The following is a 14,493-nucleotide window of genomic DNA, read 5'->3' on the forward strand; positions in this document are numbered from 1 at the left end:
GGCCGTGATGCCGAACGCAGTCGCCCTTCCTGGCATACCGCGACCGCCGTGTCGCCCGCAGCGGCGCTGCGGGCCGGTCGAGCGTGCCTGATCGTCCGCACCAACCCTCCCCAGGAGTGCTCTTGTCACGCCACCAGCGTCGGCGGCAGTCCCTGCTGAGACCGCGCCGACTGGCCGCGCCGCCGCTGCGCTTCGTCATGCCGCTGTCACTGTTGGCCTGCCTGCTCGCGCTCCTCGTCCTCCGTGGCCTCGCCACCAACGAGGCGTTCCACGACACCCGGATCGCGGTCTCGGTCGACAAGACGACCGTGCCGGAGACCCTGCTCAAGGGCGGCCCGATCATCGACGCGCGCGGCGACAAGAACGACCACCCGGTGAGCTATCGGGTCCCCGACCGCACCGTGGTCCTGAGCTTCGACGACGGCCCCTCACCGGAGTGGACCCCGAAGATTCTGGACGTGCTCGAGGCCCACGACGTCCACGCGGTCTTCTTCGTGACCGGCGCGATGACCACGCGCCACCCGGAGCTGATCCGGCAGATCGTCGCGGGCGGCCACGAGATCGGCGTACACACCTTCACCCACCCCGATCTGGTGTACCAGTCCGAAGCCCGGATCAGCTGGGAGCTGGCGCAGACACAGCTCGCGCTGGCCGGCGTCGCGGGCATCCACAGCGCGCTGTTCCGCCCGCCGTACTCCTCCGACGCCTCGGCGCTCGACGACTGGAACTACCCGGTGATCAAGTACGTGGGGTCCCGCGGCTACCTCACGGCGTTCATCGACCGCGACACCGACGACTGGAAGCTTCCCGGCGTCGACGCGATCGTCGAGGCGGCAATGCCGCGCAAGCCCGGCGCGGGCGAGCTGGTCCTGCTGCACGACGCGGGTGGCGACCGCACCGAGACCCTCGCCGCGCTCGAGCAGATCATCCCCAAGCTGAAGGGCGAGGGCTACCGTTTCGCCACCGTCTCCGAGGCGCTCGACGCCACCAGCGCCAACGTGCCGGTGCACGGCTACCAGCTGTGGGCGGGCAAGGGGTTCATCTGGGCCAGTCAGGCCGCCGTGCTCACCCTGCCGGTTCTCGTCGTGCTGCTGGCCGTGGTCGGCTTCCTCAACTTCGGCCGGTTCGCGCTGATGCTCGTCCTCGCACCGCTCCACGCCCGGCGCTCCCGGCGGCGGGACGCGTGGGGACCACCCGTCACCGAGCCGGTCACCGTCCTCGTCCCGGCCTACAACGAACGCGAGTGCATCGCGAACACCCTCAACTCGCTGACCGCCAGTGACCATCCGATCGAGGTCATCGTCATCGACGACGGCTCCACGGACGGCACGGCGGACATCGTCGAGGCGATGGCCCTGCCGTTCGTCCGGCTGATCCGCCAGGCCAACGCCGGCAAGTCCAGCGCGCTCAACACCGGTGTCGCGGCCGCGTCGCACGACATCATCGTGATGATGGACGGCGACACCGTCTTCGAGCCGTCCACCGTGCGCGAGCTGGTCCAGCCCTTCGGCGACGAGACGATCGGCGCGGTCGCGGGCAATGCCAAGGTCGGCAACCGCGACAGCCTGATCGGCGCCTGGCAGCACATCGAGTACGTCCTCGGCCACAACCTGGACCGCCGGATGTACGACATGCTCAACGTCATCCCGACCATCCCCGGCGCGGTCGGCGCCTTCCGCAAGGAGGCCCTGTGGCGGGTCGGCGGGATGAGCGACGACACCCTTGCCGAGGACACCGACATCACCATGGCGGTGCTCTGCGACGGCTGGCGGATCGTCTACGCCGAGCGCGCCCGCGCCTGGACCGAGGCCCCCGCCAGCCTCCAGCAGCTCTGGTCCCAGCGGTACCGCTGGAGCTACGGCAGCATGCAGGCGATGTGGAAGCACCGCCGCGCCGTGACCTCCCGCGGCCCGGCCGGACGCTTCGGCCGGCTCGGGCTGCCGCTCGTCGTGATGTTCGGCGTGGTCGCCCCGCTGCTCGCGCCGCTGGTCGACATGTTCCTGCTGTACGGAGTGCTGTTCGGGGACGCCCCGATCACCCTCGCCAGCTGGGGCGGCTTCATCCTGCTCCAGGCCGTGCTGTCGTGGTACGCCTTCCGGCTCGACGGTGAGAAGCCCCTGCATCTGATCAGCCTGCCGATCCAGCAGCTGGTCTATCGGCAGCTGATGTACATCGTCCTGCTGCAGTCCACGATCACGGCGCTGACCGGTGGTCGACTGCGCTGGCAGAAGCTTCGGCGCACCGGCGAGGTCGCCGTACCGGTGGAGGCCTGACCATGACCGCGTCCTTCGAGTCCGTGAGCGCCCAGGACACCCTCCGGCTGCGCGTCCCCGCCGTCCTGAGGCAGGAACCGGTGGGGAAACCGGAGCATGAGCCCACGGCACCGTCCGGGGCCAAGGGCGGCCGGGACCGCTACTTCGACCTGCTGCGCGCCGTGGCGCTGGTCCGCGTGGTGTTCTACCACAACTTCGGGTGGTTCTGGCTGCCCGTCGTCTTCCCGTCGATGGGCGTGATGTTCGCGCTGGCCGGGTCGCTGATGGCCCGTTCGCTCAGCCGGCCCGCCCTCGGCGTCATCCGGGGCCGCCTGCGCCGACTGCTGCCGGCGATGTGGCTGTTCGCCGTGATCGTGGTCACCGCCCAGATCCTCGACGGCGGAGGGCCCGACTCCGAGGGGCACCCCAACTGGTGGTGGGGCAAGCTGCTGTTCTGGATCCTGCCGCTGAGCACTCCGCCGTACGCCGAGGCGCTGAACGGTTTCGACCATCTCGTGGGGCAGAGCTGGGCGGTGCAGGTCATCGTCCCGCTCTGGTACCTCCGCGCGTATCTGTGGTTCGTCCTGCTGTCACCGCTGATGCTGTGGGCGCTGCGGCGGATGCCGGTGGTGACGCTGTTCATGCCGCTCACGCTGTCGATCGTCATGAACACGTTCTTCATCGACCAGGAGTTCCTCTACGGCCGGGTCTGGGAGAACACCAGCGACTTCGCCACCTTCGGCTCCTGCTGGATCCTCGGCATGGCCCACCGGGAGGGCCTGCTCAAGAAGATCCCGCAGTACGTCGTGCCGTCCGTCGCGCCACTGATCATGGTGGCCGGCTGGTGGTACCTCCAGACCCGGCCGGTCGACCCGACCGTGCACACCGACATCGAGAGCTGGCCGGTCGCCCAGGCCCTGTGGTCCTTCGGTTTCGTCGCGCTCCTGCTCCACGTCAGTCCTTCCTGGGAGCGGTGGCCCCGGCCGCTGGAACGCTGGAACGGCCTGATCAGTCTGCTCAACGCACGCGCCGTCAGCGTCTACCTCTGGCACCAGATCGCGTTGGTGGCCGCCATTCCCCTGATCGACCCCCTCTGGTCCGTCGGCTTCTTCTACGAGCACTTCCGGTGGCTGCTGGCCAGCCAGTGGTTCCCGATGATGGTGGCGATCCCGCTGATCGGGCTGCTGGTGCTGGTCTTCGGCTGGGTCGAGGACCTGGCCGCGAAGCGCCCGCCGCGGCTCTTCCCGTACCCGCGCCGGGTGGGGGGCCGGCGCCGGGCCGTCGCCTAGAAGGCGACGATTCCACCCGAGGCGGCCACGACGGCGATTGCGGTGTGACGGCGATGGTGATGAGCGCGCGCTCGCCCCGCGAGGGCGCGGGAAGATCCCAGGCGGGGTCCTCCATGCTGGGGGGATTCCACGCGGTGGTGAGGCGGTCGCTGATCCGCGTCGGTTCAACTTCGGCGGCTGCTCCGAGGGCCCGGGTCGCCTGACCGGCCAGGAGCCGCGTGCATTCTTCTGCTGCCGCTCCGGCGCCGATTCGCTCGGCGGGATTCTTCGCGAGCTCCTTCGTCAGGGGCTCGCGCAGTTCGTCGGGGAGGCCGTCGAGATCGGGTTCTTCGGACATGACGCGGTAGGCGACCCCGTCGGGAGCTCCGGTCCCGACGGGCAGACGCGCCGTGGCGTCGTAGGCGACGAGCGTGCCCCAGGCGAACATGGAGCCCTCGGGTCCGGCGGTACCTGTGCGGTAGTGCTCGGGGCTGATCCAACCGGGGTACCGGTCATGGCACCGGTCCGGGTTGCGGAGGTGCCGTCGGCGGCATGAGCGATACCGAAGTCCGGGACTCGGGGGCCAGCCGGGGCGAGGATGACGTTCTGCGGGTTCGTATCCCGGTGGACGACTCCGGCGGCGTGGATCGCGGCGAGATGCCGGTCGAGGGTGAGCCCGGGCGCCTAGGCGGTGGCCAGCCAGGGGTTCTCGGCATCCGGGTCTGCTGCGAGGAGGGGGATGAGGCAGGGCCCGTGTACGCGGGAGGAAAGCTGGACCTCTCGGCGAAAGCGGGCCCGGAATTCATCGTTCTCGGCCTGTGCGGGGTGGATCACCTTCACGGCGACACGGAGGCCGGCCGGACGGTGCCCATACCGCCCGATCCGAGACGGCCGATGATCCGGTAGGGACCGACCCGCTTCGGGGCACCGGAGCGAGCAGGCTGTACCCGCCCGTCTACGCGAGCGATGCTCACAGGGTGTTCGTTCCTCTTCTGCGATGGAGCGCCATGAGGCTGACATACACCCATGAGTGGAGTTCCCAGCCCAGAAACGGGATGGAATCGGGAGACCGCCCGCCTTGGCAGGCGGAGCTGTTCGCTGCTTCGTTGTCGCTCGGAAGGACCGCGGAGCCGTATGAGGCTGAGCCCGGACGGGAGTTGGGGACCACTTGGGGACCACTCGGGGACCAACCCCCCTTGACCGTCAGCGGACGGCGACGATCGGGTGCGTCAGGTGGGTGCAAGGGGGCGCGGGTTCCCTGATTCCTTGGCCCGGGCTTCTTCCTGCCTGTGTTCCGGCGGCGCGGAGCTCCTGTCGGATCCGTGCCACGCCTGCTCACCTGTGGGAGTGGCGGGCTGAGCCGTCAGGCTTCGCCGAAGGTGCGCCGGTAGGCGCCGGGTGTGGTGCCGAGATGCGCGCGGAAGTGGCGACGCAGGTTGACCGCCGAGGCGAGCCCGACCCGGGTGGCGATGGCTTCCACCGGAAGGTCGGTCTGTTCCAGCAGCATCCGCGCCGAGTCCAGGCGCTGGGCGAGCAGCCACTGTCCCGGGCTGGTGCCGAGCTGCTCGGTGAACCGCCGGGCGAGGGTGCGGCTGGACAGTCCGGCGCGTTCGGCGAGGTGGTCGAGGGTCAGCCGGGCGTCGAGGTGGGAAGAGGCCCACTCCAGCAGCGGCGCCAGCGACTCGTCCGCCCTGGCGGGTGCGGGCAGTGCGGCGTACTGGAGTTGACTGCCTTCCCGGTGCGGCGGCAGGACCATGCGCCGCGCGATCTGCGCCGCGTACGCCGCCCCGTGGTCGGACCGTACGAGGTGCAGGCACAGGTCGATGCCCGCGCCGGTCCCGGCGCTGGTCGCCACGTCGCCGTGGTCCACGAAGAGGACGTCCGGATCCACCTGTACCTGGGGAAAGGCGGCGGCGAACCGGGCGGCGCCGCGCCAGTGGGTGGTGGCGCGACGGCCGTCGAGCAGTCCGGCCTGCGCGAGGACGAACGCCCCCGTGCAGATCGCGACGATCCTCGCCCCGCGCCGGTGGGCGCCTCGCAGCGCCTCGACGACGTCCGGCGACACGGGCGCGTCGGGCGGCTGCAGGCCGGGGACGACGACGGTGTCCGCCTCCCGCAGGGCGGTGAGCCCCTCCTCGACGAGCATCGTGTAGCCGGCGCCGGTCGGCAGGAGACCAGGACGCTCGGCGCAGACCCGGAAGTCGTAGCGGGGCGGCGCGTCCGGCGGGGCGATGCCGAAGACCTCGTAGGCGCAGGCCAGCTCGAAGGGCGACTGCGGCGGAGTCAGCAGGGCCACGACACGGTGAAGCGACATGGCGAGAATGTACCCGAGGGTGTCGTTCCGGACTCTCGGCGGCGTGAGGGGCCCCGGTCAGAGTGGACCCATGAACGAGATCAACGAATCGGCAGTGGTGCGGACCGAGATCCAGGTCGACGGCGTGCCGGCCAGCTATCTGACGGTGGAACGGGCCGGTCCGCCCGTACTGCTGCTGCACGGAACGTATTGGAGCAGGGTCTGGCTCCCGGTGCTGGACACCCTTGCCGAGGCGGGGCTGCGCCCCATCGCCGTCGACCTCCCGGGACTCGGGCGCTCGGGAGGCGAACTCACCCTGGAGACGGGCGCGGTCCCCGCCCTGGCGGACTGGGTGGCGCGCTTCGCTGCCGCGCTGAAGCTCTCCGGGCCGGTCGCCGTGGCGGGCCACGACATCGGCGGCGCCGTCGCCCAGCACCTCCTCGTCCACGGTCCGCTGTACGTGTCCCGGCTGGCCTTGGTCAACTCGGTCACCTATGACTCCTGGCCGGTGTCCAGTGTGGCCCGCTTCCGGGACCCGGAGGCCGTCGCCGCGATCACCGCCGACGAGCTTCTCGCCGCGCGCCGACAGGCCGTGACCGCGGCGCTGGCCGGTGCCGCCACCGAGCAGCGGATCGCGGACTATCTGGATCCGTGGACCGATGCGCGGGTCCGCCGCTCCTGGATGGCGATGGCGGGCGCGGCCGACGATCGCCACACCCGTGACTGCGTCCCGGCCCTGCGGCAGAACGCGACGCCCAAGCTGCTGATCTGGGGCGAGGACGACGGCTTCCAGAAGGTCGAGTACGCCGAGCGGTTCGCCGCGGAGATCCCGCACACCACCCTCGTACGCGTCCCGGACGCGGGCCACATCCCCACGGAGAACGCACCCGGCCAGGTCGCACGCGCACTCGCCGACTTCCTCACGGCGTAGGGAGTGACAGGCTCAGCAGCTTCGCCGACGGGGAGGGCGGTGACGCCGCCGGTGGAGTGGGCTGGGTCCTGTCGGCCGCGGTGGTCATGGGGTGCCTCCGCGGTCGTTCCGTACCGCGGTGCCGAGGATGTGGGTGGCGGCCGGCATCGGGATCCTGGTCTTCGGGAAGTCGAAGCGGTCGACGGTGGTCAGGGTGAAGCCGGCGGCGGTGATGGCCGTCTGCGTGTCGCGGCCGGTGTGGCAGCCGCCCATCAGCCGTGGCCAGACGGTGGCGTCGAGGGCGCGCTGGACGCGCCGCATCGCGGACGAGTCGGCTTGGACGTGCTCGAAGAACCGGAGTCGTCCCCCGGGGCGGAGGACCCGGTGGAGTTCGGCGAGGGCGGCGTGGGGGTCGGCGATGGAGCAGAGCGTCAGGCAGGCCACGGCCGAGTCGAAGGAGGCGTCGGGGAAGGGGAGCCGCTCGGCACGGGCCGCGCTCATCTCGACCGGGAGGGAGGCGCCGGCGGCCCGGCCCTGGGCCAGCGCGCGCAGATTCGGCTCCGGTTCGACGGCGACGAGCCGTGTCACCTCGGGCGGGTAGTGGGGGAGGTTCAGGCCGTTGCCGGCTCCGATCTCGAGCACCTCACCGGTCAGGCCGGCCAGGAGGCGCCGTCGGTGTTCGGTGATGCCCGCCTTCTCCAGGGCCGGGCCGGCGACCTTGGCGTAGAAGCGGGCGAAGAGCGGGTGCGGCTTGATCGGTTGCGTCACGGCGACCGTCTCCTCTGCGGGAACCCCTGAGGGCTATCCTAGTCTGCGGAGGTGCTACATGATGAAGTCACTTCACGATAGGCCGGAGTGGCCCGTTCCCGCCAGGGCCTCGCTCGACCGGCTCTTCGAGCTCGCCGAGGTCCTGGGCGCGGTGATGCGACGCGGGATGGCCGCGAAGGGGCTGACCACGGCACGCGCAGGGGTGCTGTGGGCCCTGTTCCACGACGGTCCCATGACGCAGCGGGTCCTGGCCACGCGGCTCGGGGTCACTCCGCGCAACGTGACCGGACTCCTCGACGCACTGCAGGAGGACGGACTGGTGGCCCGCGCCGCGCACCCCACCGATCGGCGGGCCACGCTCGTCTCGCTCACGGACGAGGGGCGTTCGGTCACGTCGGCGCTGCGGGGCGGGCGCGACGAACTGGCTGCCCTGCTGTTCGCGGACGTGCCCGCCGATCGGCTCGACGCCTTCACGGCGATTCTGGGGCAGGTGACCGACCGGCTCAGGGCCGTCGACGCCGACGGCCCTGCGTGATCAGCCGGGTGGGCAGCCGCGTGCGAGCCGCTGCGCCTCGGCACCGCCCAGCGGATCTTGTCGGTTCACCCGTCGGTTGCGCTGTCAGTGCCGTTCGCTATGGTCTGCGGTCATGACCGAGAGCACGACGACCGAAGCTTGGCCGGAACCTCCACTCGCCGGCACCGAAACAGCAGCCGTCCTCGGTGCTCTCGAACGGCAGCGGGCCACCCTGGCCTGGAAGTGCTCCGGTCTGGACGCCTCCGGACTGCGTGCCACACTCGGCACGTCCGCCGTCACTCTGGGCGGCCTTCTCAAGCACCTGGCACACGTAGAAGACAGTCACTTCGCGAGGCTGTGGCTCGGCTCCCCCGTCGGGGCTCCCTGGGACGGCGTCGACTGGGGCAGTGTCCCCGACTGGGACTACCGCTCCGCCGCGGAGGACACTCCCGAGCAACTGCGCGCTCTCTGGCAGGAATCAGTCGCCCGCTCCCGTGCCATCGTCGACAAGGCGCTCGACACGGGTGGGCTGGACCAGCTCGGGGCCTACACCACCCGTAGCGGCGAGCGCCCCAATCTCCGCCGAATCCTCCTCGACCTCGTCGAGGAGTACGCCCGCCACGCCGGTCACGCCGACCTCATCCGTGAATCCGTCGACGGGCTCACGGGCGAGGACCCGCCGAGGTGACCTGACGTACGGGGTGGAGAGACGGTCGGACGCCGTCGTGCTCACCCCTGGCAAGCCCGAACCCCTCCCGCCCGACGGGCCTGCGAGGCGCTGCCTTCCGCGGCCACGCCGGCCGGGCTGCGCACGGCGCCCACGGGCCCGTCCTCCGCAGCGGCCACGCCGGCCGAGGCGCCCGTCGGCCCGACCGCCGTGGCGCGGGGCTCGTTCATCAGTCACGAACACACGACGACCGGCACCGCGGAGATCGTCCGCACCTGCCCCCCGACGAGGGAGGTGTTCGGAATGTCGCCGGCCAACGTCCCCGGGTGGTGGGGGAGTTCCTCGTTCCGCAGCCGACATGATCACACCGTCACGGTGGGACACGGCGTGGACACAGCAAGATCACTACTGGCAGGCTGCCGCGCGTCTGTTTCCTCATGATCAGAAGGAGTACAGCGTGCACAGAACCACCGGCCGGTCCCGCGGGTCGGCTCGGCACAGCAGGGCCCGGTCCCTGGCCCTGCCCCTCGCTCTGCTCGCCCCCGCGGGCGCGCTCGTGGCCGGCCCCTTGCCCCCGGCGGCCGCGTCTCCGGCGACGGAGGTCGTGAAGACCTCCGCCGCTTCGTCCTCGGCGACCTCCCGCGAGGAGGTGAACGCGCGGCTCACCGCCCAGGCGCAGGGCCGGAGGATCGAGGTCGTCGGCGCCCGCACCGAGAGCACGACCTTATGGGCGAACCCTGACGGCACGATGTCCGTCGAGTCCTTCGCCGGTCCCGTGCGCTTCAAGGAGCACGGACGCTGGGTCGGAGTCGACCTCACGCTCGTGAAGGACGCCGACGGCTCCGTCCGTCCCAAGGCGCACCCGCGGGACTTACGTCTCGCCGGGCGCACCGGAGCCGAGGGCGGCGACCTCGCCACCCTGGGGCGCGGCGAGCAGGAGCTGGCCCTCGGCTGGAAGGGCGCGCTGCCCGAGCCGCGGCTGAGCGGCTCGAAGGCGACGTACGAGAACGTCATGCCGGGCACCGACCTCGTCCTCCAGGCCACCCGTACCGGCTTCGAGCAGTATCTGGTGGTCGACGACCGGCGGGCCGCCGAGCGCGCGGCGGCCGTGACGCTGCCGGTGCGCTCCAAGGGGCTGGGGGTCCGCCAGGGCGAGGACGAGACGCTCACCCTGACCGATTCCCGCACCGGCGCCACGGTCGGGCGCGCCGCCACCCCGTACATGTGGGATGCCGGAGCCCGCGGCGAGAACGCTCCCGGCGCCCGTACCGCCCGCGTCGACCTCGACGTCACCGAGCGCGGGCAGGGCTTCGACCTCACCGTCAGGGCGGACCGGGCCTTCCTGGCCGACAAGGCCACCCGCTATCCGGTCACCATCGACCCGGCCGTCTACTTCGGCACCGACTTCGACACCTACGTCCGCAACGGCGACACGGCCGACTTCTCCGCCGGAGTCGACCTGCGGGTCGGTCGCGAGTGGCAGAAGGGAGAAGCCCGTTCCTTCGTCAACTTCCCGCGGAACCCCGCCGTCACCGGCCAGGACATCCTCAACGCGGAACTGAACCTCTACGCCACCTGGTCCGACGACTGCGAACCGCGCTCCTGGGAGATCTGGGACACCGGCAGCGCGTCGGCCGCCACCCGCTGGGGCACCCAGCCCGCCTGGCGCTCCAAGGTGACCACCTCCACCCAGACGTACGGACACACGAACTGCGGCCCGCGCTGGATGTCCGAGGACATCACCCCGCTGGTGAAGCAGTGGTCCAGGACGAGCAACACGGTCGACACCATCGGCCTGCGGGCGACCGACGAGAACGACGTCACGGCGTTCAAGATCTTCGCCTCCGCCCAGACCACCACCGCGCCCTCGATCCTCGTCACCTACGAGACCCCGCCCGATCCGGTCAAGGACCACGTCGTCTACTGGAACGACGTACTGCAGGAGACCTTCCGGCAGGTCGGTGGCGCGCCCGGCCCGCTCGCTCGCGCCGGTGCCATGGTGCACGGCGCGATCTACGACGCGGCCAACTCCGCCCGCTGCGCCGAGGGCTCGCTCAAGTGCCTCGGTGACGCCTATCTGGTGAAGGCCACGGCCTCCAACGGCGCGGTGCCGGATGTGAACAGCGCCATCGACCACGCCGCCTTCGAGGTGCTGAAGTCGGTCTACCCGACGCTGAACTTCGACGACGAGATCGCCGCCGCCCGCTCCACCATCCCCGCCGCCGTCACCACCGCGCAGCGCGCGGCCGGCACCGAGGTCGGGCAGAAGGCCGCCGCCGCGATGATCGCCGCCCGGCAGGGCGACGGCTCGGCACCGATCGCCCCCTACACCGGCTCGACCGAGCCCGGCTACTGGCGGCCCACCGGCACCGGCGACGGCGCGACCCCGCAGTGGGGCCTGGTCAAGCCCTTCGGCATGGCGACCAGCAGCCAGTTCCGCGCCACCGGACCCGCCGGCCACTCGCAGATGAGCACGCTGCTGCCGAGCCAGGCGTACGCGGACCAGGTCAACGACGTGAAGAGCCTGGGCGGGGCGGAGTCCACGGCCCGCACCGCCGACCAGACCCAGGCGGCGCTGTTCTGGGCCAACGACCTCGACGGCACCTACAAGCCGCCGGGCCAGCTCTTCGAGCACACCCAGATCCTGTCCCGCCAGCACGGCACGACCGTCGCCGGCAACGCCAAGCTGTTCGCGCTGACCGCCTTCGCCATGGCGGACGCCGCGACCGTCGCGTGGGACCAGAAGTATCAGACGAGCGTCGACCTCTGGCGGCCGGAGAGCGCGATCCGCCTCGACGGCGACGGCAACGCGGCCACCACCGGCGACGCCAACTGGCAGCCGCTGTCCCAGGACCGCAACGGTCAGCACTTCTCCCCGCCCTTCCCGGCCTACGTCTCCGGCCACGCCACCTTCGCGGGCGCGTGGTCGAAGGCGACGCAGGCGTGGTTCGGCACGGACCAGGTCACCTGGACCGCGACCACCGAGGACCCCAATGCCCTCGGAGTGACCCGTACCTTCACCTCGATCTCCGCCGCGGCGGCCGAGAACGCCGTCGGCCGGGTCTGGCTCGGCGTGCACTACCGGTGGGACGGCACCGACGGCGTCACCGCCGGAGGCAACGCCGCCGCGTACGGGGTGACGAACAAGCTCAAGGCGAACGCGGCTGCGAACTGGACCGCCTACGAGACGCTGCACAACCTCGCCGGCTGCCAGGAGGTCGGCAAGCGCCTCGTCGCCGAACACCGCTGGACCTCCTACCAGTGCACCCAGGTCCAGGCGCCCGATCCCGACCACACGCTGTACGTGAAGTAGCCGGCCGATGAGGAGAGGAGACAAGGACATGCGTGTGCCCACCCAGCGGACCCAGCAGGATCACCGGTCCCAGCGGTCCCAGCGGCCCCGGAAGGGGGCGCGGAGGGCGATCGTCGCCCTGGTCGCGACCTGCGCCGCCGGCGCCGTCGCGACCCCGATCGCCCTCGCCGCCGCCTCCGCGGAGCGTGCCCCCGCGGCTGCCGCCGGGGACGACCGGCTGCTGCCGACGCCCGAGGCGGCGAGGATCTCGGACGGCTCGTACGCGGGCTTCCAGTTCTGCGGCGGCCCCGCCGGGGACCCGGTCGTCACGACCGGCACCCCGACCCTCGCCGCCACCCTGGAGTCGGTCGCCCCGCCCGGCACCTCGGAACCGACCCGGCCCGGGCCGCGCCGCAAGGTGGCCTTCGAGGTCGACACCGCCGCCGGCAAGCCCGTGCTCCACCGGCAGCTCACCAGCGACACCAGCCACCAAGCCGCCCTCCAGCTGCCCGAGGGCACCCTGGCCGACGGCGCCTACCGCTGGCGCGTCCGGGTGAAGGACGGCGCGACGTCCTCCGGCTGGACGGCCTGGTGCTCCTTCACCGTGAAGCGCGGCTGAGGGAAGGACGAACGACCGGTGCCCCGGAACGCTCTTCGCGTCCCGGGGCACCACCGGGTGCCGGTCGCACCTCGGTCGCCCTCGGCCGCCGCTTCTCAGCTCAGCCGGTCGAGCGAGGCCAGGATGTCCGACGGTTCGGCGCGGGTGGTGTAGTCCGTGTCGGCGAAGGACCAACGGATCGTGCCGTCGCGGTCGATGACGTAGGTCGCCGGAACGGGCAGGGTGCGCGGGTGGCCGGCGTGCGAGCGGTCCAGGTCGATGCCGAAGCCGGCGTACACGGCGGCGAGGTCGTCGGGCAGGTCGAAGGCGAGACCGTACTGCCGGGCGATCTCGCAGCCGAGGTCGCTGAGGACGTCGAAGGCCAGTCCGTTCTTCTCGGCGTACGACAGGGACTCGTCGGGGACCTGGGGCGAGACGGCGATGAGCCGGGCGCCGCGCGCGGTGATGGCGTCGTGGTGCTGCTGCAGGGAGCGCAGGGCGATGTTGCAGTAGGGGCACCAGGCCCCGCGGTAGAAGGTCAGTACCACCGGGCCGTCGGCGAGGAGTTCGGCCAGGTCGACGGTACGGCCCGTGGCCGAGGGCAGGGTGAAGGACGGTGCCTTCGCGCCGACGGTCAGGGCCCGGTCCGCCTGGCCGGAGTCGGCCAGTTCCGCCGCTGCCCGCCGCATCACGGCGCGGATGTCGTCGGGGATCTGCTCCTGGCGGCTCTCGAAGAAGGCGCGCAGCTCGGCGTTGACGCTCATGGGTCTCCTCCCGGAGAAATCTTGGAACGTTCGTTTCAAGATAGCGGTGGGAGTGCACTCCAGGGCAACGGGTGGAGCAAGTATCTTGGAATCATCGATTCAAGATGGGGCGGTGGGACATGGCGGACGTCAAGCACTTCGATCCCGACACGGTCCTGGAGACGGTGGTCCGGCTGTTCTGGCGGCAGGGCGTGGCCGCCACCGGGATCCAGGACGTCGTCAACGCCACCGGGCTCAACCGCTCCAGCCTGTACGCGACCTTCGGCGGCAAGCAGGAGCTCTACCGCGCGGCCCTCGAACGGTACGTCCGGGACCGGTCGCGACTCGGCCGGCTCGAGGAGGACGACCGCGGACTGCAGGCCGTCACCGAGTTCTTCACCGCGCTGATCGAGACCCGCTGCACCGGCGAGTTCGCCGGATGGGGCTGCATGATCTCCAACGCCCACGCGGGCGCCGAGAACGCCGACCCCGCCGTCCGCGCCCTCCTCGACCGCCAGCACCAGCGCTTGCGCACCGCCCTCCACGCCGCGCTCCTGTCGGCGCGGCGGCGGCGACAGCTCGCCGAGGACGCCGACCCGGACTCCGCCGCCGACGTCCTGGCACTCCTGGCACACGGAGTCAACCTGCGCTCCCGTGCCGGGGCGGACGCCCGGCACCTGCACCGCACCGTCACGGCGGCGATCGCGGCCGTGGCCCGTGGAGCCTGACCCGGGGGCGTGATCCCGCTGCCGGGGACCCGGTCGGGTTCCAGCGGGGTGCTGTGGCCGACGTGGAGGCTGGTGGGGTCCAGGGCGAGCATCCTGCGCAGGCTCGCGAGATCGGCCAGTGGATCGTCGTGGAAGGGAGGGTCGGCGGGACGGCCCCGCACGAGACCGAAGAGGGAGTTGGCGACCAGGTCGCCGGCGACGAGGTCGCCCCCGTCGGTGAGGACGGAGGTCGATCCGGCGGTGTGCCCGGGCGTGGGCATGACGCGCGCCGCGATCCCGAAGTCCTCCAGGTCGGTCTCGCCGGTCACGACCACGTCGGGTGCGAACGGGGGGACCTTGAGGTGCAGGTGCTCGTGCCTGGGCCGCAATGACCATGTTCTGTCAGATGCGGACGTGCGCGGCCGCCGGCGATCCTTGGGGGGGCGCCAGCGCCGCCGGCTGTTCGTGGGGCACGCGGACG

General features: G+C 71.5%; 12 protein-coding genes and 1 pseudogene. 9 read left to right on the forward strand and 4 right to left on the reverse strand.

The window, feature by feature from the left end; genetic code table 11:
• The first annotated feature begins 197 nt into the window (after positions 1 to 197).
• The 3 genes from HHL19_RS15940 to HHL19_RS15950 all read left to right on the forward strand — a co-directional run bounded on the left by HHL19_RS15940 (position 198) and on the right by HHL19_RS15950 (position 4,426).
• Positions 198 to 2,273, forward strand: a complete 2,076-nt coding sequence (locus HHL19_RS15940) for a glycosyltransferase (protein WP_169090121.1) — start codon at positions 198 to 200, stop codon at positions 2,271 to 2,273.
• Between the two features lie 2 nt (positions 2,274 to 2,275).
• Complete coding sequence (locus HHL19_RS15945) at positions 2,276 to 3,541, forward strand: acyltransferase (protein WP_169089947.1); 1,266 nt, start codon at positions 2,276 to 2,278, stop codon at positions 3,539 to 3,541.
• 531 nt (positions 3,542 to 4,072) lie between these two features.
• The gene (locus HHL19_RS15950; RefSeq protein WP_169089950.1) at positions 4,073 to 4,426 is read left to right on the forward strand and encodes a hypothetical protein; all 354 of its coding nucleotides are present in this window, start codon (positions 4,073 to 4,075) and stop codon (positions 4,424 to 4,426) included.
• Between the two features lie 457 nt (positions 4,427 to 4,883).
• Here the strand turns inward: HHL19_RS15950 and HHL19_RS15955 are convergent, their stop codons facing one another.
• Positions 4,884 to 5,834 (reverse strand): helix-turn-helix domain-containing protein, encoded by a 951-nt coding sequence (locus HHL19_RS15955; protein WP_169089952.1) that lies wholly within the window; start codon positions 5,832 to 5,834, stop codon positions 4,884 to 4,886.
• A gap of 70 nt (positions 5,835 to 5,904) precedes the next feature.
• Between HHL19_RS15955 and HHL19_RS15960 the strand changes: the two genes are divergently transcribed.
• Positions 5,905 to 6,744, forward strand: a complete 840-nt coding sequence (locus tag HHL19_RS15960) for an alpha/beta hydrolase (protein WP_206325005.1) — start codon at positions 5,905 to 5,907, stop codon at positions 6,742 to 6,744.
• Positions 6,745 to 6,828: 84 nt separating this feature from the next.
• Here the strand turns inward: HHL19_RS15960 and HHL19_RS15965 are convergent, their stop codons facing one another.
• Positions 6,829 to 7,491 carry a methyltransferase domain-containing protein gene (locus HHL19_RS15965; RefSeq protein WP_169089956.1) on the reverse strand — a complete coding sequence of 221 codons (663 nt, stop codon included), beginning with the start codon at positions 7,489 to 7,491 and terminating at the stop codon, positions 6,829 to 6,831.
• 58 nt (positions 7,492 to 7,549) lie between these two features.
• Between HHL19_RS15965 and HHL19_RS15970 the strand changes: the two genes are divergently transcribed.
• From HHL19_RS15970 to HHL19_RS15985, 4 genes are all read left to right on the forward strand, one after another.
• Positions 7,550 to 8,026, forward strand: coding sequence for a MarR family transcriptional regulator (locus tag HHL19_RS15970; protein WP_206325006.1), 477 nt, complete (start codon positions 7,550 to 7,552; stop codon positions 8,024 to 8,026).
• A gap of 112 nt (positions 8,027 to 8,138) precedes the next feature.
• A complete protein-coding gene (locus tag HHL19_RS15975) occupies positions 8,139 to 8,693 on the forward strand; it encodes a DinB family protein (RefSeq protein WP_169089958.1) in 555 nt (184 codons plus the stop codon).
• 436 nt (positions 8,694 to 9,129) lie between these two features.
• Positions 9,130 to 11,985, forward strand: coding sequence for a DNRLRE domain-containing protein (locus tag HHL19_RS15980; protein WP_169089960.1), 2,856 nt, complete (start codon positions 9,130 to 9,132; stop codon positions 11,983 to 11,985).
• 28 nt (positions 11,986 to 12,013) lie between these two features.
• Positions 12,014 to 12,583, forward strand: coding sequence for a hypothetical protein (locus HHL19_RS15985; protein WP_169089962.1), 570 nt, complete (start codon positions 12,014 to 12,016; stop codon positions 12,581 to 12,583).
• Between the two features lie 95 nt (positions 12,584 to 12,678).
• On the opposite strand, the gene HHL19_RS15990 is transcribed toward HHL19_RS15985, so the two are convergent.
• The gene (locus HHL19_RS15990) at positions 12,679 to 13,326 is read right to left on the reverse strand and encodes a peroxiredoxin-like family protein (RefSeq protein ID WP_169089964.1); all 648 of its coding nucleotides are present in this window, start codon (positions 13,324 to 13,326) and stop codon (positions 12,679 to 12,681) included.
• Positions 13,327 to 13,445: 119 nt separating this feature from the next.
• Here HHL19_RS15990 and HHL19_RS15995 point away from each other — a divergent pair, with 119 nt between their 5' ends.
• On the forward strand, positions 13,446 to 14,033 hold the full coding sequence (locus tag HHL19_RS15995) for a TetR/AcrR family transcriptional regulator (protein ID WP_169089966.1): 588 nt from the start codon (positions 13,446 to 13,448) through the stop codon (positions 14,031 to 14,033).
• A 65-nt stretch (positions 14,034 to 14,098) separates the two neighbouring features.
• Here HHL19_RS15995 and HHL19_RS16000 read toward each other — a convergent pair.
• Positions 14,099 to 14,401, reverse strand: a pseudogene (locus tag HHL19_RS16000) (MBL fold metallo-hydrolase); the annotation flags it as partial.
• Positions 14,402 to 14,493: the final 92 nt, after the last annotated feature.

The sequence above is a fragment of the Streptomyces sp. R302 genome (assembly GCF_012927245.1).
GTDB lineage: Bacteria > Actinomycetota > Actinomycetes > Streptomycetales > Streptomycetaceae > Streptomyces.

What these genes read in the sequence shown, in the direction of transcription:
- HHL19_RS15955 (WP_169089952.1), bottom strand. Translation starts at nt 5,834, where the DNA reads ATGTCGCTTCACCGTGTCGTGGCCCTGCTGACTCCGCCGCAGTCGCCC.
- HHL19_RS15940 (WP_169090121.1), top strand. Translation starts at nt 198, where the DNA reads ATGCCGCTGTCACTGTTGGCCTGCCTGCTCGCGCTCCTCGTCCTCCGT.
- HHL19_RS15960 (WP_206325005.1), top strand. Translation starts at nt 5,905, where the DNA reads ATGAACGAGATCAACGAATCGGCAGTGGTGCGGACCGAGATCCAGGTC.
- HHL19_RS15945 (WP_169089947.1), top strand. Translation starts at nt 2,276, where the DNA reads ATGACCGCGTCCTTCGAGTCCGTGAGCGCCCAGGACACCCTCCGGCTG.
- HHL19_RS15985 (WP_169089962.1), top strand. Translation starts at nt 12,014, where the DNA reads ATGCGTGTGCCCACCCAGCGGACCCAGCAGGATCACCGGTCCCAGCGG.
- HHL19_RS15970 (WP_206325006.1), top strand. Translation starts at nt 7,550, where the DNA reads ATGATGAAGTCACTTCACGATAGGCCGGAGTGGCCCGTTCCCGCCAGG.
- HHL19_RS15990 (WP_169089964.1), bottom strand. Translation starts at nt 13,326, where the DNA reads ATGAGCGTCAACGCCGAGCTGCGCGCCTTCTTCGAGAGCCGCCAGGAG.
- HHL19_RS15950 (WP_169089950.1), top strand. Translation starts at nt 4,073, where the DNA reads ATGAGCGATACCGAAGTCCGGGACTCGGGGGCCAGCCGGGGCGAGGAT.
- HHL19_RS15975 (WP_169089958.1), top strand. Translation starts at nt 8,139, where the DNA reads ATGACCGAGAGCACGACGACCGAAGCTTGGCCGGAACCTCCACTCGCC.
- HHL19_RS15995 (WP_169089966.1), top strand. Translation starts at nt 13,446, where the DNA reads ATGGCGGACGTCAAGCACTTCGATCCCGACACGGTCCTGGAGACGGTG.